Source organism: Pantoea sp. EKM21T, assembly GCF_011800405.1.
In the GTDB taxonomy this organism is placed as follows: Bacteria; Pseudomonadota; Gammaproteobacteria; order Enterobacterales; family Enterobacteriaceae; genus Pantoea; species Pantoea agglomerans.
Map to the genome: position 1 here is coordinate 204,022 of NZ_JAALFV010000005.1, position 16,790 is coordinate 220,811.

The following is a 16,790-nucleotide window of genomic DNA, read 5'->3' on the forward strand; positions in this document are numbered from 1 at the left end:
TCTGATCTGACCGTGTTTCCTGCGCTGGCTCGGTATCACTGCGAACCTGGCCAGACGTTGCCAACAAGAAAACGCCCGGCAGAACCGGGCGTTTTCTTGTTTACCATAACCGCTACAGCCCCAGCGCTTCACCCACCAGCAGGTAAAGATTCAGCGTAATCACCAGCAGCACGATCAGTCGCCCGGTATTCTGCATCAGACGCGAGTTAACCATATCATCGCCCATCAGCTCGCGGTTGCCGGTAAAGGAGAGCAGCGGAATCAACGCCAGCGCAATACCAAAACTCAGCAGCACCTGACTCATCACCAGCACCCTTGTCGGGTCCCAGCCTGCCCAGATGACAATAAAGGAGGGCAGCATGGTGACGGTTCGGCGCACCCACAGGGGAATATGGAAGTGGATAAAGCCCTGCATCACCACCTGCCCCGCCAGCGTACCGACCACCGTTGAAGATAATCCGGCGGCCACCAGGCTCAGACCAAACACCGTCGCCGCCGCCTGACCTAACAGCGGTTGCAGCGTCAGATAGGCCTGATCGAGTTCAGCGATTTTACTGTGGCCGCTGAAGTGAAACGCCGCTGCGGCAGTCGCCATCATCGCCAGGTTAACAAATCCGGCGATGGTCATGGCAATCGCCACATCCAGTTTAGTTGAGGAGTACCGCTGACCTTTGCTGTCCTCACTTTTGCCCTGCGTCAGCGCGGAGTGCAGGTAAATCACGTGCGGCATAATGGTCGCACCCAGCACACCCGCCGCCAGGAATACGGCATCCGACGTTGGTAACGCGGGCAGCGCCATGCCGATCACCAGCTCTTTGACACTGGGCTGGGAGAAAAAGAGTTCGACGATATAGGCCGCCGCCACAAACAGCAGAAGTCCGCCAATCACCAGCTCCAGCGGCTTTTGCCCCCGGCTCTGTAACATCAATATCAGGAACGTGGCGATGCCTGTCAGCACCGCGCCCTGCATCAATGAAATGCCGAGCAGCAGTTTGAACCCCAGCGCGGCACCGATAAATTCCGCCAGGTCAGTGGCCATGGCGATAATTTCCGCCTGCACCCAGTAAAACCAGACGGCAGGCCGGGGAAAACGATCGCGGATGTGTTCAGCGAGGTTTTTGCCGGTAGCGATACCCAGCTTGGCTGACATCAGCTGAATCAGCATGGCCATGATGTTGGCCCATACCACCACCCACAGCAATTTGTAGCCGTAAGCAGCGCCCGCCTGAATGTTGGTCGCAAAGTTGCCCGGATCGATATAGCCGATAGCGGCGATAAAAGCGGGCCCCAGTAGTGCGAGTTTGACTTTTCTGACTCCGCGAGCGGCGCGCTCGGCGGTACGACTTTCAAACATATCCGGTACCCTGTCTGAACATTTGCCTGCCCCGGCAGCTTAGGGGTTAGCAGGTGCAAGTGAAATTCGTTTGTTGTTATCGGTGTAATAGATGCTGCTATAAAGTATAGCCATTGCTATACATTACAGTAAAGGATGTGATTGCTAAAAATGTGAGCAATAGTGTCACTTTACGCCCGGTGTAAAATTCAGACAATAATTATGTGGTTATCTGAAGTGAAGTATTTGTAAACAGGACGTGATCTCTGGAACTTTTCTGGAAAATATAACGATAGCGAATACTTATATTGTGGTTCAGATCTCGTTTTTAAGTAACGCGTTACATAGAATACGCAACAAAATACAACCCTCCTCAAATTTGGAGCAACCATGTCCCATATTTTGCAATTTCTTTTAGCACTGGTGGTGGTCGGGATACTCGCCTTGCTGGTTAGTCACGATCGTAAAAGCATTCGCATTCGCTACATTATACAGCTACTGGTGATTGAAATTGTGCTCGCCTGGTTCTTCCTGAACTCAGAAGCGGGACTCGGTTTCGTCAAAGGATTCGCGGGCTTCTTTGACCATCTGCTGAAGTATGCCGCTGAGGGTACTAACTTCGTCTTTGGCAACATGAGCGACAAAGGTCTGGCCTTCTTCTTCCTTAACGTATTGTGCCCTATCGTCTTTATCTCTGCGCTGATCGGTATTCTGCAGCATTTCCGTATCCTGCCATGGGTGATTCGCGGTATTGGTACCGTACTGTCGAAAGTGAATGGCATGGGAAAACTGGAATCTTTCAACGCCGTAAGTTCTCTGATACTGGGACAATCAGAAAACTTCATCGCCTATAAAGATATCCTGGGCCAAATGTCACAGCGCCGCATGTACACCATGGCCGCGACCGCGATGTCGACCGTATCGATGTCGATCGTCGGCGCCTACATGACCATGCTGCAGCCGAAATATGTGGTCGCCGCGCTGGTGCTCAACATGTTCAGCACCTTTATCGTGCTGTCGCTGATCAACCCTTATCGCGTTGAGAACGAAGAAGATCTGCAGTTGCAGGATCTGCACAAAGGCCAGAGCTTCTTTGAGATGCTGGGCGAGTATATCCTGGCCGGTTTCCGCGTCGCGATTATCGTTGCCGCCATGCTGATTGGTTTTATCGCGCTGATTTCAGGTCTGAATGCGCTGTTTGATCTGATCTTCGGCATCTCCTTCCAGGGCGTTCTCGGCTTTGTCTTCTATCCGTTTGCCTGGGTGATGGGCGTGCCTGCTGGCGAAGCGTTGCAGGTCGGCAGTATTATGGCGACCAAGCTGGTGTCGAATGAGTTTGTTGCCATGATGGATCTGCAGAAAATCGCGGGTCAGCTGTCGCCACATTCAGAAGGTATTCTTTCTGTGTTCCTGGTCTCGTTCGCTAACTTCTCTTCTATCGGCATCGTGGCCGGTGCGATTAAAGGTCTGAACGAAGAACAGGGTAACGTGGTTTCCCGCTTTGGTCTGAAGCTGCTGTACGGCTCTACGCTGGTCAGCGTGCTTTCCGCCGCTATCGCCGGTCTGGTTCTGGCGTTCTAAGCACGGTTCTGCGCACTACTCTAAGCATCAAAGGGCGAGCAGGTCTCGCCCTTCTCTTTCTGCTCTATCCTTGCTCTGCTTCCCGCTGATTCCCCTTTCCCGCGTTACCTCTTTCATTGCACATGTCACATCTGCATTCAGATCGTGCACGAGAGGCGGCACAACGTCCTGCAAACAGCATCGGATGTCATGACAGGTTATGCCGGTTAATAACGCAATTAAGCGTGCGCAGCAGCGTGAATGGCAAAGCAATAGCGTTGGGATCCGCAGCAACTGGCGAATAAGAGATTAATCAGAAAGGATTTTGACAACGGCGTGTCAGAAAATGGTGGAGATAAGCGGGATCGAACCGCTGACCTCTTGCATGCCATGCAAGCGCTCTCCCAGCTGAGCTATACCCCCACATCTGGAATCGTTTTTCAGTGCCAAACTTTTGGGAAGAAGTTTGGTGGAGCTAAGCGGGATCGAACCGCTGACCTCCTGCATGCCATGCAGGCGCTCTCCCAGCTGAGCTATAGCCCCGAACCGAAAAACTGTCGCGTTAAGCGACGGACGGCATAATATGAAACCCCCTCCGGGGTGTCAACGGCAAAATGACATTCTCTGTTTGATCGCTGAAAAAGGCGGCAACCTGCGAAGTTTCAGCAGCATGCTGCAGGGGAAAATCGTGTCTGTTCACACAGGACCGTTTTTTAACTGTTATTCAGTCTGCCGTCAGGTTAATTCACGGTTAAATATGTTATAGGAATTTTCTTGTCTTCGGCTTTTTCGCATGCAAAACTTAGCCCGCTAATTTAGTGGTACCCGGGACCCTCTCCCGCGCACCACGCGTCCACCAGGCGTTATCGTCCCATTAATCATAAAAAAACTACTGAGATACTATGTCGCTGCATACACCTAAAGAAATCGCACAACTGGCGATCCAGTCAGGCGTGGCTAAAAGCCGTGCACCTGTCAGCATCCTTCTGATTCTCGGCTTTATGGCGGGCGCATTTATTGCGACCGGCTTCCTGCTGGATCTTCACGTGATCAACACCCTTCCCGCTGAATGGGGCTCTTTTGGTGGCCTGTTAGGTGCCGCGGTCTTCCCGGTGGGGATCATCATGACCGTGCTGGCGGGTGGTGAACTGCTGACCGGTAATATGATGACATTACCGGTGGCCTGGTTCGCCCGTCGCATCAGCTTTATGAGCGTGGCGCGCAACTGGTTCTGGGTTACCCTGGCTAACTTTCTCGGCAGCGTGGCTGTCGCCTGGTTCTTTGGTCACATGCTGGGTATGACCGAGGGCGATTACCTGAAGAAGACCGTTGCTATCGCTTCTGCAAAAGTCCACGCTGATTTCCTGCACGCCTTTATTTCCGGTATCGGCTGTAACTGGCTGGTTTGCCTGGCGGTATGGCTGGCCTTTGCCAGTAAAGATGTGGTCGGCAAGATCTTCGGCATGTGGTTCCCGGTGATGGCATTTGTGGCCATTGGCTTCCAGCACGTTGTCGCTAACATGTTTATTATTCCGGCCGCCATTTTTGCCGGTCAGATGAGCTGGGCAGAGTACTTCCCTAATTTTATTGCCGTCTTCTCAGGCAATGCCGTGGGTGGTGCCGTGTTCGTTGGTCTGGCCTATTTCCTTGCATTCCGCCCTGCCGCTGAACCCGCCAGTAATCCTCAGTAATGATGTTTTGCCTTTTGTCGAGAGACAAAAGGCAATTTCAGCTTCAGTTACTTTCACCCGTTACGTTTTGCTGTAATATGTCCTGCTAATGTATTAATCAGGGACTGCATCGTGAAAAAGGAATGGCTTACCCCCGAAGAGCTGGCTGCAGAGACGGGTTACAGTCGGCAAACGGTGAATAAATGGATCAAGCGGGAAAACTGGACGACCACGCCGAAGCCCGGTGTGCAAGGCGGTAAAGCCCGATTGATTCACATTGATGAGCGCGTGAAAAGTTTTATTCAGTCGACCCGTAACCTTAACGAGCCGACGGCAACTTATGGCACTCCGTCTAATTCATTACCTGCGTTATTAATAAGTTCCGTCCAGCAAATGACTCAGGACGAGCAGGATCAATTCACTGCACTAATCTTACGCGAAGGTATCAAGGGCGTTTTGCAGCGACTGGGAATCAGCGAAGAGTAAGGTGTATTTATCAGGGAAGGTATGATGAAAAAGGAATGGTTAACACCCGAAGAACTCGCCTCAGAGACGGGCCTGAGCCGACAGACAGTGAACAAATGGATTAAGCGCGAAAACTGGACCACCCTGCCCAGACCCGGCATTCAGGGCGGCAAGGCGCGATTGATTCATGTCGATGATCGCGTAGAAAAATTTATCCATTCGACGCGTAGCCTGCACGAACCCGCCGCAATGTACAGGGTTCCGGCAGATTCACTGACGGCACTGTTGGTGAATGCGGTTCCACAAATGAGTCAGGCTGAACAGGAGCAGCTGTCAGCGCTGATATTACGGATAGGTATTAAAGGCATGTTGCAGCGTCTGGATATTACTGAAGAGTAAAAACCGGAAGCGCGAAGCTTCCGGTTCTGTTTATTAAGCCTGCGCTTCCCGCTCACTGATAAAGGCCAGCGCCTGCTCAATACGTGCAACGCTGCGGCTGCGGCCTATCGCTTCCACGGTGACATCCAGTCCGGGTGACTGACCGGCACCGGTTACGGCCACGCGCAGCGGCATGCCCACTTTCCCCATCCCGACTTCCAGCTCATCTGCGGTGCTCTGAATAGCCTGATGTACGTTTTCAGCCGTCCACTCTTCGATCGCGGCCAGCTTATCGCGTACCACTTCCAGCGGCTGACGCGCTACCGGACGAAGATGTTTCTTCGCGGCATCGGCATCAAATTCTGCAAAGTCTTCATAGAAGTAGCGGCAGGATGCAGCCATCTCTTTCAATGTTTTGCAGCGCTCGCCTAACAGACCAACCAGCTTCGCCAGTTCCGGCCCCGTGCGGGTATCAATTTTCTGCTCTTCAATATGCCACTGCAGGTGTGTCGCCACATATTCTGGCGGCAGCGTATTGATGTAGTGATGGTTCAGCCACTGCAGTTTCTCAGTGTTGAACGCACTGGCAGACTTACTGACCGCATCCAGGGTAAAGAGCTCAGCCATTTCGGCCACGCTGAAGATTTCCTGATCGCCATGTGACCAGCCCAGACGAACCAGGTAGTTGAGCAGCGCTTCTGGCAGGTAGCCATCATCACGATACTGCATCACCCCTACCGCGCCATGACGCTTGGAGAGCTTTTTGCCGTCATCGCCCAGGATCATTGAGACGTGGGCATACACCGGAACCTGCGCGCCAATTGCTTTGAGAATGTTGATCTGACGTGGCGTGTTGTTAATGTGGTCTTCACCGCGAATCACATGGGTGATGCCCATATCCCAGTCATCCACGACGACGCAGAAGTTGTAGGTTGGCGAACCATCGGTGCGGCGGATGATCAGATCATCCAGCTCCTGGTTGCTGAACTCAATCGGGCCACGGATCTGGTCGTCAAAGATGACCGAACCTTCCTGCGGATTGCGGAAACGCACAACGCACGGCTCATCATCTGCATGATGTTCATGGCTGTCACGGCAGCGGCCGTCGTAACGCGGCTTTTCGTTGTTGGCCATCTGCTCTTCACGCAGCGCTTCCAGACGTTCTTTAGAGCAGTAGCATTTATAGGCTGTACCCGCTTCCAGCATTTCATCAATGACCGCGTTGTAACGATCAAAACGTTTTGTCTGGTAGTAAGGGCCTTCATTCCAGTCGAGGCTCAGCCAGTTCATGCCATCCATGATGGCTTCGATAGCTTCCGGCGTGGAGCGCTCCAGATCGGTATCTTCAATGCGCAGCACGAACTCGCCCTGGTTGTGACGGGCAAAGAGCCAGGAGTAAAGTGCGGTACGGGCGCCACCTACATGCAGATAGCCAGTCGGGCTGGGCGCGAAGCGTGTTTTGATTTTCATTGAGTATTGCCTTAGATGCGCGGGTTCTCTGTCTGGATGACAAAAAACAGGTTAGACGCGAAAAAACAGTGGGCACATTCTAGCATCTGACGGTGAATCCTCAATGCATGCCCGCCAGTTGCCGCCCGGGAAAAGGGGCTTTTCTGCCAGTAAAACCAGCACATTGGCTAAAAGCGCGACAGGGTGTTTAAAAATAAACCGAACGCACATTTATGTTTTAAAAAGCGTTGACTCAAAATCAACTATCCCTATAATGCGACTCCACACAGCGGGGGTGATTAGCTCAGTTGGTAGAGCATCTCCCTTACAAGGAGGGGGTCGGCGGTTCGAACCCGTCATCACCCACCACTCTTAACAGCGTGGCCCGCAGTGAACAGGTATGAAGATATGGGTGATTAGCTCAGTTGGTAGAGCATCTCCCTTACAAGGAGGGGGTCGGCGGTTCGAACCCGTCATCACCCACCATATCTTGCCTGTTAGTAGTACTGAAGTACGAAGTGGGTGATTAGCTCAGTTGGTAGAGCATCTCCCTTACAAGGAGGGGGTCGGCGGTTCGAACCCGTCATCACCCACCACTTCGGGTCGTTAGCTCAGTTGGTAGAGCAGTTGACTTTTAATCAATTGGTCGCAGGTTCGAATCCTGCACGACCCACCAATTCAGAATAAAGCGCCTTTAAGGCGCTTTTTTCGTTTCCGGGGCACGGACTTTACCGTGCAGGATGAGAACCTGCTGCAGGTTCGACTGAATCGCAGGGAGCGAGTCAGGCTGATGCGACAGCATCACCCGCAGGGCGAGGCCCACGACGGGCCGAGGCTATCCTGCACGACCCACCAATTCAGAATAAAGCGCCTTTAAGGCGCTTTTTTCGTTTCTGCTATTGAGAGATTTCCTGCGCTTCAGAGTGGAACTGCTTTTTCCAGCTATTTCAGACTTTAAACAAAGTGCTGGCTCAGGGAGCACAGGCCTTTCGCAAAGACGCAAAATCGCCATCCATGGCAGGCTCAGCGCGGGCGATTACGCACCTCATCCCTGAGGTGCGCCCGCAGACGGGCCAACGCTTTGCGTTGTTCAAAAACGCTCCCGGCGTTTTTGTCCCTGTCCCGCGATGCTTTGCTACAGGCCTGTGATCCCCTCGCTTTAAGTTTATCTGCTGTCTTTTAGCCCTTTTTGGTGCCTGTTTTTTTTCTGCTGCACTGACATTGGCTTAACAGATAAGCTCTCACCTTTTCGCAACCTTAACAATTTCAGCTCTCAAGTCGTTTCACAGCGTGCCGATAACGTATTTGACAACTTACAGGGAGAAAAATGATGTCTTCAATTTCCGGAATTCTAAGCAGTGCAGTCAGTGGCGGTGACAGCGGTGGCGGCAGTGTTGCCTCTCAGGTCGCGGCGCTGAATAAACAGATTCAGAACGTCTTAACGCAAGTCAAAGAGCTGGCCGACAACAAAGAACTGACTGACGAACAGAAGTCTGAAATGCAGCAGATGTATCAGTCACAAATCACCATGCTGCAGGCACAGATTGCTCAGCTGGAACAGAAGCAGGCCGAGCAGGATCAGCCAAAGAGTGACAGCTCGTCCGTCAGTGAGAGCAAAGCAGACGGGATTAACCGCCCTACCGACACCAATAAAATTGATGTCTACATCTAAAATGCGGGCCTGGCCTCGCGTTGTTGCGCCAGCAGCGTCGCCTGCTGGCGCACCTCTTGCCAGATTGCTTCGGAAGCAGGCGTCAGCGAACGGTTTTTACGCTTGATCAGCGTAAGGCTGCGATTGATTTCCGGATATAGACGCCGCACGGTTAATGCGCGATCCGCCGGCAACGGTAACGCCAGCGCGGGCAGAATACTGATGCCGATCCCCACCTGTACCATCGGAAACAGCGTAGCGGGATGACCAATCTCCTGAACGACTTCAGCCCTGATATTCTGCTGCTGCATCGCCGCATCAATGAGGACCCGACTGCCCGAAGCGTAGTCCTGAAGCACCATGGTGCGGCCATCCAGCATTGACCATTCTGCCCTTTCCACCTGCGCCAGCGGATCATCATCACGGCATAGCAGCAGGAAAGGCTCATCAAGAATCGCGATGCTGTCAAAATCGCTGTCGCTGAGTGGCCCAATCACAATCCCGAAATCGACTTCGGCGTTACGCACACTTTGCAGCACCCACTGCTGGGCGCGATCGTGCAGTATCACTTTGATGTCAGGAAAGTGTTGCTGGCTGGCAGCCAGACATTGCGGCATCAGATGAGCGGAAATGGTCTGGCTGGCTGCCACCCTGACGGTACCACTGCGCTGTTCGCCAAAACTGCGGATATCCAGCAGCGTGGTATGAATCTCCTCCAGCAGGCGCTCCATGCGTGACGCCAGCTGTTTTCCCGCTTCAGTCAGCATCACCTCCCGGGTGGTTCGATCCAGCAATCGCACGCCGGTTTCCGCTTCCAGCTCTTTAATACTGTGGCTGACCGCCGACTGACTCAGACCTATCGCCTGCCCCGCCTGGCTGAATCCGCCATAGTGAGCCACCGCAATAAAGGTTCGTAACTGACGCAGGGTGTAATTCATCGATTCTGCTCATAGATTAATTCAATAAATCAATTTTATTTCTAAACAGGTTTCACGCACAATCGCGCTATTGAAAAATTTACCGGAATTTAACAATGGGATTTTTAAAACTCGATCCGATGATGATTAAACTCATCATCACCGTGCTGCTGGCCTCTTTTCTGCCAGCCAGAGGGATCTACGTTGATATATTCAGCTATCTCGCGACGGCAGCGATAGCACTGCTGTTCTTTATGCATGGTGCCAAGCTGTCGCGTGAAAAGATCATCTCAGGCAGCAGTCACTGGCGGTTGCATCTGTGGATTATGTTCAGCACCTTTGTGCTGTTTCCGGTGCTGGGTCTGTTGCTGGTCTGGTGGCATCCGGTTAATGTCGGCCCGGAAATTTATACCGGCTTTATCTACCTCTGTATCCTGCCTGCGACCGTGCAATCCGCTATCGCGTTTACCTCCATGGCGGGCGGTAACGTTGCGGCAGCGGTATGCAGCGCCTCTGCATCAAGCCTGCTGGGTGTGTTTATTTCGCCGTTGCTGGTGAACCTGGTGATGGATATTCACAGCAGCGCGCCCAGCGATGGACTGGAGCAGATCGGGAAGATTATGCTGCAACTGATGGTGCCTTTCGTACTGGGACACCTCTCACGGCGCTGGATCGGTGGCTGGGTTGAGAAGCACCGCAGCCTGATTGGCAAAACCGACCAGACCTCGATTCTGCTGGTGGTCTACTCCGCCTTCAGTGAAGCGGTGGTTAATGGCATCTGGCATCGCGTTGGGTTGATTACGCTGCTGTGGATTGTGGCAGGCTCAATCATTCTGCTGACCGCCGTGCTGATTATCAACCTGCTGGCCTCGCGTCTGTTCCGCTTTAAACGCGCCGATGAGATTGTGGTGCTGTTTTGTGGTTCGAAGAAGAGTCTGGCGAATGGCGTGCCGATGGCGAATATCCTGTTCCCGGCCAGTACCGTGGGGATTATTGTGCTGCCGCTGATGATTTTCCATCAGGTACAGCTGATGGTCTGCTCATTTATTGCCGGACGTTATAAGAAGACCAATGAGAAGCAGCAGCAGGCTGTGCAGGTCAAGGATTCGGTAATGGAGTCTCAGAAATAGATCGGCTGCCCGCCAGTGCGGGCAGCGTTACTTACGGGTCTGAAGCGGTTTAACTAACCCTTCCAGACCCTCAATTTTTATTGTCAGGGTGAGTTGCATGAGATCACCCAGCAGACCAGACGGAAAGTCCCCACTGCGGGCAAACCACAGCAGATAAGGCTCAGGCAGATCGATCAGCATCCGCCCCTTATATTTGCCAAACGGCATAGGCGTATTGGCTATCGCCACCAGCTGATGTTCATCCATCTGAGGCTCCCAGCAGGCGGATCATTTCCGCTTCATCAATCACTTCAATGCCAAGCTCCGCTGCTTTCGCCAGCTTTGAACCGGCCGCTTCACCGGCAATCAGCAAATCAGTTTTCTTCGAGACACTGCCGCTGACTTTTGCGCCCAGCGCGATCAGCTGCGCTTTGGCATCATCGCGGTTCATCTGCGACAGTGAGCCAGTCAGCACCACCGTTTTACCCGCGAACGGACTGTCGATCTCTTCGGCTCTCACCACCACCACCTGCGGCCAGTGAATACCGATATCCTCGACCAGCTGGCGGATAACCTCACGGTTGCTCTCCTCTTCCATGAAGTTGCGCACGTGTGCCGCAACGACTTTGCCGACATCCGGCACTGCAATCAGCGCCTCAAGATCGGCATCCATGACCTTCTGCAACTCACCAAAATGGTTAGCCAGATTGGCAGCGGTGGCTTCACCCACTTCACGAATGCCCAGTGCATAGAGGAAACGCGCCAGCGTAGTCGATTTCGCTTTCTCCAGCGCGTCGACAACGTTTTGCGCCGATTTCGGCCCCATGCGATCCAGTCCGGTCAGTTTGCCCGCCGTGAGACGGAACAGATCCGCAGGTGTGTTGACGTACTCTTTCTCCACCAGCTGGTCGATAATCTTATCGCCCATGCCATCAACATCCAGTGCCCGGCGCGAGACAAAATGCTTCAGCGCCTCTTTGCGCTGAGCACCGCAGATTAAACCGCCCGTGCAGCGCGTGACCGATTCCCCTTCGACCCGTTCAACCTCGGAACCACAAACCGGACAGTGTGCCGGGAACAGGACTTCACGCGTCTGTTCAGGGCGCTCGGCGAGCACCACGTTGACCACCTGCGGGATCACATCACCGGCGCGGCGAATAACGACCCGATCCCCGATGCGTAATCCCAGCCGCTCGATTTCATCCGCGTTATGCAGCGTGGCATTGCTGACGATAACGCCCGCGACCTGCACCGGCTCAAGGCGAGCCACCGGTGTGATAGCCCCGGTGCGGCCAACCTGAAATTCGACGTCCCGCACCCAGGTCAGTTGTTCCTGTGCCGGGAATTTAAAGGCAATCGCCCAGCGCGGCGCGCGCGCCACAAAGCCCAGTTTTTCCTGCAGTTCCTGTGAATCGACTTTGATCACCACGCCATCAATATCAAAACCCAGATTCGGACGCTGTTGCTCAATATCACGATAGAAGGCCAGGGCTTCTTCTGCGTTGTGCACCAGCTTAATGCGGTCGCTGACCGGCAGGCCCCAGGCTTTAAACTGTTGCAGACGCTCCATGTGACTGTGCGGCATCTCACCGCCTTCCAGCAGGCCAAAACCGTAGCAGAAGAAGGTCAGCGGACGTTTGGCGGTAATGCGCGGATCCAGCTGACGCAGAGAACCGGCTGCTGCATTGCGCGGATTAGCAAAGACTTTGCCATCAGTCCGGCGTGCTTCCTCATTCAGCTTTTCAAAGCCGCGCTGCGTCATAAATATTTCGCCACGCACTTCCAGCCGTGCCGGAATGTTGTCGCCTTTAAGCCGCAGCGGGATAGCGCGAATGGTGCGGACATTGGCGGTAATGTTCTCGCCGGTTGTGCCGTCACCGCGCGTTGCGGCCTGGACCAGCAGACCATTTTCATACATCAGGCTGACCGCAGCGCCATCGAACTTGAGTTCACAGCAGTAGGTTATGTCGTCACTGCTTTTCAGGCGATCCTGCACCCGCTTGTTGAAAGCCATAAACGTGGCTTCATCAAAGGCGTTATCAAGCGACAGCATCGGGACTTCATGGCGCACCTGCTCGAAGACCGTCAGCGGCGCGGCACCCACGCGTTGTGTCGGCGAGTCTGGCGTAATGAGATCCGGGTGCTCCTCCTCCAGCTGACGCAGTTCACGCATCAGACGATCGTATTCAGCATCCGGCACTTCCGGCGCATCCATAACGTGATAGAGATATTCATGATGGCGCAACGTGGTGCGCAGTTCGGTGATGTGATCCTGGACGGATTTCATAAAGCCCCATCAGATAAAAAACCCCCGACAGGCGGGGGTTTGTTTTTAACAATTCAGATAGCGTTTAGCGCAGGTCTCAGACGCCAACCACATCGCGGATACGCGCTTTGTAAGTTTCCAGCTTCTGTGGCGTCATCATGCGACGCTCATCATCCAGCACCACGCCACCTACATCATCAGCGATACGCTGAGCCGACTGCAGCATCAGCTTGAAGTTCTGATTCGCATCGCCATAAGAAGGCACCATCATAAAGATAGAGATGCCAGGCGTGCTGAAATCGGTCATCAGGTCAGGATTGAATGAGCCCGGCTTAACCATATTGGCCAGACTGAACAATACCGGGCCGCTGCCAGCCGGACTGAGATGACGATGGAAAATGTTCATTTCACCAAACTGGAAGCCCGCCTGGAGAATACCCTGCAGTAGTGCCTCACCGTTCAGTTCACCGCCCGAGTGTGCGGCAACATGCAGCACCAGTACCGCTTCTTTCGGTTTTTCCGCTGGCGCTTTAGCAGCAGGCTGTGCTGGCGCGGGCGCCGGTGTCACTTCAGGCTGCGGCTCAGGTTCTGCCTGGTACTGCGGTGCTGGCTGTACAGATTCCAGCGGGTCGAGATCCAGCAGTGGGTCGGCCTGAACGGGCGGCGCGACAAAGGTGGGTGCGGGCTGCTGACGAACCGGTTCAGGGCGCGACTGCGGAGCAGGCTGCGGTGCCGTGTTAAAAAGCGGGTCGCTTTCAGGTTCGGGTTGCGGTGCGGGTCGTGGCGCAGGCTGACGCACAGGCTCAGCGGGCGCAGGCTTACGCGGCGCTTCTGGCTGTGGCTCGCGAATCTCATCGAAACGCGGTTCCTGATGTACGTTGCGATCAGAACGAACGCGAACCTCGCCGACGCCATCATCCTCGTCGTCAATCAGGTCCTGCTCATCATTTTCATCACGTTGTTTTAGACGTTTGTGCGGGCGATCGCGGAACACTGACGAACGCTCTTTACGGCTGGTCCACAGCCCGTGAAGAAGGAGCGCTATAATGGCGATCGCGCCAACAACGATTAATATCAGACGCAAATCCTGCATCATTGTATTCTCTGTTGTTCCAATACCTTGCCACCGCGGCAAACTTTATCCTCTAACTGTATTTGCCCTGCTACACAAGTGCAAGTCTGTGCACTATTTTCTGACAAATAAGATAGGCAACCCACGCTTTTTCGCTGTTTTTTTACCCAAACGGCACCTGGCCTGGAGAAAAAGCCAGGTTATAGTGGGCGCGCCTTAACATCATCAGGAGAACTGGCTTTATGGCCATTGAGAATTCCGTCTCAAATTTTAACGGCATGCACTACTTTAGCCAGGGCTGGAAACTGGTACGTCTGCCTGGCATTCGCCGCTTTGTAGTGATGCCGTTGCTGATCAATATCGTGATGCTGGGTGGCGCTTTCATCTGGCTGTTCTATCGTCTCGGTGACTGGATCCCGCGGCTGATGGCCCATATTCCGGACTGGCTGCAGTGGCTGAGCTATCTGTTATGGCCGCTGTCAGTGATTGCGATTGTGCTGGTGTTTAGCTACTTCTTTTCGACCCTGGCAAACTTAATTGCCGCTCCGTTTTGCGGCCTGCTGGCCGAGCAACTGGAAGGCCGCCTGACAGGCAAGCCCCTGCCGGACAGCGGCTGGGCTGGAATGATCAAGGATGTGTCGCGCATTATGAAGCGCGAGCTGCAAAAACTGGGTTATTACCTGCCCCGCGCGCTGGGACTGCTGCTGCTCTACTTTATTCCTGGCTTTGGCCAGACCGTTGCGCCGGTGCTGTGGTTCCTGTTCAGCGCCTGGATGTTGTCCATCCAGTATTGCGACTATCCGTTCGATAACCACAAAGTGCCGTTTCAGCAGATGCGCAACGCCCTGCGTCAGCACAAAACGGCCAATATGCAGTTTGGCGCGCTAATCAGTCTGTTCACCATGATCCCGGTTCTGAACCTGGTGATCATGCCGGTTGCCGTCTGCGGTGCCACCGCCATGTGGGTCGATCGCTACCGGTCAACGCTGGCACGTCATGAGTTGCGTTAAATTCATCAGCGCGCCTTATGCTCTTTTTAGCAGGGCTTATTGCCGGGCGACATATAGATATACGATTTCTTTCCTTCCGCCACCAGGCAGAAAAGGTATGCTCATAGGGTTCCCAATAATTCATACAGTTAAGGACAGGCTATGAGTAAGATCTATGAAGACAACTCTTTGACAATTGGTCATACGCCATTGGTTCGACTGAACCGCATCGGTAACGGCCGCATCCTTGCGAAAGTTGAATCCCGTAACCCGAGCTTCAGCGTAAAATGCCGTATCGGTGCCAATATGATTTGGGACGCAGAAAAACGCGGTATTCTGAAACCGGGTGTTGAACTGGTTGAACCGACCAGCGGCAACACCGGTATTGCTCTGGCCTATGTCGCCGCAGCGCGCGGTTATAAATTAACGCTGACGATGCCAGAAACCATGTCAGTTGAGCGCCGTAAATTGCTGAAGGCGCTGGGCGCGACGCTGATACTGACCGAAGGCACCAAAGGCATGAAAGGTGCCATCAGCAAAGCTGAAGAGGTTGTTGCCAGCAATCCGGATAAATATGTGCTGCTGCAGCAGTTCAGCAACCCGGCCAACCCGGAAATCCATGAAAAGACCACCGGCCCGGAAATCTGGGAAGACACGGACGGCGAAGTGGATGTCTTTATTGCCGGTGTCGGCACTGGCGGTACGCTGACCGGCGTCAGCCGCTACATCAAAAACACCAAAGGCAAAAAAGATCTGATTACCGTCGCGGTTGAGCCGACCGATTCCCCGGTGATTGCTCAGGCGCTGGCGGGCGATGAGATCAAGCCCGGCCCACACAAAATTCAGGGTATCGGCGCAGGCTTTATCCCGGGCAACCTTGAGCTGAATCTGGTGGACCGCGTCGTGGCCATCACCAATGAAGAGGCGATCAGTACGGCGCGTCGGCTGATGGAAGAGGAAGGTATTCTGGCCGGTATCTCATCCGGTGCTGCCGTTGCCGCGGCGCTGAAGCTGCAGGAAGATGAAGCCTTCGCCAACAAAAATATTGTGGTGATCCTCCCCTCCTCCGGTGAACGCTATCTGAGTACCGCCTTGTTTGCCGATCTCTTCACTGAAAAAGAGCTTCAGTAGCAGAGGCCGATAGTCCGAAAATGGAGAAAAAAGCACCCAATCGGGTGCTTTTTTGTGGTGCAGATCTCACTTTCATCACCCGGCAGATTGATTTCAGTGACGCCGCTCTGGTATTTAGACTGCCAATTATTTCGATGCCTGAAATTAATCCGCGTTTGAAGTGGATCAAGCTGAATCGATTTACGGATTCAGTGAAACGGCGAATCACGGCATAATTAACCGGTGACGTGTAGAATCGGTTTTGAGACGCAACGGACTGTAGATTTGACGCATGCGCGTCTTTGGTCAGCATGAAGCTATACCCGCGCACCTACACAGGCTAAAGTAAAGGCTCCAGGCTAGACTTTAGATCCATAACACTCATCCTGATAACGTTGGGGAAATAGAATGTTCCAGCAAGAAGTTACCATTACTGCACCAAACGGTCTGCACACTCGCCCAGCTGCGCAATTCGTTAAAGAAGCCAAAGCTTTCCAGTCAGAAATTACCGTGACCTCTAACGGTAAATCAGCGAGCGCGAAGAGCCTGTTCAAGCTGCAGACACTGGGTTTAACCCAGGGAACGGTTGTGACCCTTTCCGCGGAAGGTGAAGACGAGCAGAAAGCAGTTGAGCATCTGGTCAAACTGATGGCTGAACTGGAGTAATCTCCGCTCAGCTCTCCAGCAAATCGACTCCTCTGCGCCATTGAGTGCAAACATCTTGATCGCGGACAACCTGTCCGCGTTATTGCTTTCGTAGAGTACGTGTCCCGCGACAATGGCACCGCACAGAGTCCCATCAGCCATCGTGATTAAAAGGT

General features: G+C 53.6%; 15 protein-coding genes, 6 tRNA genes and 1 other RNA gene. 14 read left to right on the top strand and 8 right to left on the bottom strand.

Annotated features, from left to right (window positions below):
- Positions 1-112: 112 nt before the first annotated feature.
- On the bottom strand, positions 113-1,354 hold the full coding sequence (locus HFD87_RS12155) for an Nramp family divalent metal transporter (RefSeq protein WP_010257845.1): 1,242 nt from the start codon (positions 1,352-1,354) through the stop codon (positions 113-115).
- A 369-nt stretch (positions 1,355-1,723) separates the two neighbouring features.
- Between HFD87_RS12155 and HFD87_RS12160 the strand changes: the two genes are divergently transcribed.
- On the top strand, positions 1,724-2,914 hold the full coding sequence (locus HFD87_RS12160) for a NupC/NupG family nucleoside CNT transporter (protein ID WP_010671371.1): 1,191 nt from the start codon (positions 1,724-1,726) through the stop codon (positions 2,912-2,914).
- Positions 2,915-3,240: 326 nt separating this feature from the next.
- Here HFD87_RS12160 and HFD87_RS12165 read toward each other — a convergent pair.
- Positions 3,241-3,316 (bottom strand) — tRNA-Ala (locus HFD87_RS12165).
- Between the two features lie 44 nt (positions 3,317-3,360).
- Positions 3,361-3,436 (bottom strand) — tRNA-Ala (locus HFD87_RS12170).
- A gap of 359 nt (positions 3,437-3,795) precedes the next feature.
- Here HFD87_RS12170 and HFD87_RS12175 point away from each other — a divergent pair.
- The 3 genes from HFD87_RS12175 to HFD87_RS12185 all read left to right on the top strand — a co-directional run bounded on the left by HFD87_RS12175 (position 3,796) and on the right by HFD87_RS12185 (position 5,427).
- Positions 3,796-4,584 (top strand): formate/nitrite transporter family protein, encoded by a 789-nt coding sequence (locus HFD87_RS12175; RefSeq protein WP_010257841.1) that lies wholly within the window; start codon positions 3,796-3,798, stop codon positions 4,582-4,584.
- A gap of 111 nt (positions 4,585-4,695) precedes the next feature.
- Complete coding sequence (locus tag HFD87_RS12180) at positions 4,696-5,049, top strand: YfeC-like transcriptional regulator (RefSeq protein WP_010257838.1); 354 nt, start codon at positions 4,696-4,698, stop codon at positions 5,047-5,049.
- Between the two features lie 24 nt (positions 5,050-5,073).
- A complete protein-coding gene (locus tag HFD87_RS12185; protein ID WP_010257835.1) occupies positions 5,074-5,427 on the top strand; it encodes a YfeC-like transcriptional regulator in 354 nt (117 codons plus the stop codon).
- A gap of 33 nt (positions 5,428-5,460) precedes the next feature.
- On the opposite strand, the gene gltX is transcribed toward HFD87_RS12185, so the two are convergent.
- The gene (gene gltX / locus HFD87_RS12190) at positions 5,461-6,876 is read right to left on the bottom strand and encodes a glutamate--tRNA ligase (protein ID WP_010257834.1); all 1,416 of its coding nucleotides are present in this window, start codon (positions 6,874-6,876) and stop codon (positions 5,461-5,463) included.
- A 272-nt stretch (positions 6,877-7,148) separates the two neighbouring features.
- On the opposite strand from gltX, the gene HFD87_RS12195 reads away from it, so the two are divergent.
- From HFD87_RS12195 to HFD87_RS12220, 6 genes are all read left to right on the top strand, one after another.
- Positions 7,149-7,224 (top strand) — tRNA-Val (locus tag HFD87_RS12195).
- 41 nt (positions 7,225-7,265) lie between these two features.
- Positions 7,266-7,341, top strand: a tRNA-Val gene (locus tag HFD87_RS12200).
- 34 nt (positions 7,342-7,375) lie between these two features.
- Positions 7,376-7,451 (top strand) — tRNA-Val (locus HFD87_RS12205).
- A 4-nt stretch (positions 7,452-7,455) separates the two neighbouring features.
- Positions 7,456-7,531: transfer RNA gene (locus tag HFD87_RS12210), tRNA-Lys, on the top strand.
- A 43-nt stretch (positions 7,532-7,574) separates the two neighbouring features.
- Positions 7,575-7,710: non-coding RNA, RtT sRNA (locus HFD87_RS12215), on the top strand.
- A gap of 475 nt (positions 7,711-8,185) precedes the next feature.
- On the top strand, positions 8,186-8,527 hold the full coding sequence (locus HFD87_RS12220) for a FlxA-like family protein (protein WP_010259880.1): 342 nt from the start codon (positions 8,186-8,188) through the stop codon (positions 8,525-8,527).
- Here HFD87_RS12220 and HFD87_RS12225 read toward each other — a convergent pair.
- Positions 8,524-9,444 carry a LysR family transcriptional regulator gene (locus HFD87_RS12225; protein WP_167423493.1) on the bottom strand — a complete coding sequence of 307 codons (921 nt, stop codon included), beginning with the start codon at positions 9,442-9,444 and terminating at the stop codon, positions 8,524-8,526. The two genes, HFD87_RS12220 and HFD87_RS12225, sit on opposite strands and share 4 nt — an antisense overlap.
- 95 nt (positions 9,445-9,539) lie before the next feature.
- Between HFD87_RS12225 and HFD87_RS12230 the strand changes: the two genes are divergently transcribed.
- Positions 9,540-10,553, top strand: a complete 1,014-nt coding sequence (locus HFD87_RS12230; RefSeq protein WP_124890186.1) for a bile acid:sodium symporter family protein — start codon at positions 9,540-9,542, stop codon at positions 10,551-10,553.
- Between the two features lie 27 nt (positions 10,554-10,580).
- Here the strand turns inward: HFD87_RS12230 and HFD87_RS12235 are convergent, their stop codons facing one another.
- The 3 genes from HFD87_RS12235 to zipA all read right to left on the bottom strand — a co-directional run bounded on the left by HFD87_RS12235 (position 10,581) and on the right by zipA (position 13,894).
- On the bottom strand, positions 10,581-10,799 hold the full coding sequence (locus HFD87_RS12235; protein WP_003848878.1) for a DUF3820 family protein: 219 nt from the start codon (positions 10,797-10,799) through the stop codon (positions 10,581-10,583).
- Entirely contained in the window at positions 10,792-12,819 is a 2,028-nt protein-coding gene (ligA, locus tag HFD87_RS12240; RefSeq protein ID WP_167423494.1) for an NAD-dependent DNA ligase LigA, read from the bottom strand. Before ligA ends, HFD87_RS12235 begins: the two co-directional genes overlap by 8 nt.
- Positions 12,820-12,895: 76 nt before the next feature.
- Complete coding sequence (zipA, locus tag HFD87_RS12245) at positions 12,896-13,894, bottom strand: cell division protein ZipA (protein WP_022624162.1); 999 nt, start codon at positions 13,892-13,894, stop codon at positions 12,896-12,898.
- A gap of 218 nt (positions 13,895-14,112) precedes the next feature.
- Between zipA and cysZ the strand changes: the two genes are divergently transcribed.
- The 3 genes from cysZ to ptsH all read left to right on the top strand — a co-directional run bounded on the left by cysZ (position 14,113) and on the right by ptsH (position 16,635).
- Positions 14,113-14,880, top strand: coding sequence for a sulfate transporter CysZ (gene cysZ, locus HFD87_RS12250; protein WP_167423495.1), 768 nt, complete (start codon positions 14,113-14,115; stop codon positions 14,878-14,880).
- Positions 14,881-15,021: 141 nt separating this feature from the next.
- Entirely contained in the window at positions 15,022-15,990 is a 969-nt protein-coding gene (gene cysK / locus HFD87_RS12255; protein WP_010671366.1) for a cysteine synthase A, read from the top strand.
- A gap of 387 nt (positions 15,991-16,377) precedes the next feature.
- On the top strand, positions 16,378-16,635 hold the full coding sequence (gene ptsH / locus HFD87_RS12260) for a phosphocarrier protein Hpr (RefSeq protein ID WP_003848868.1): 258 nt from the start codon (positions 16,378-16,380) through the stop codon (positions 16,633-16,635).
- The last annotated feature ends 155 nt before the right edge of the window (positions 16,636-16,790 follow it).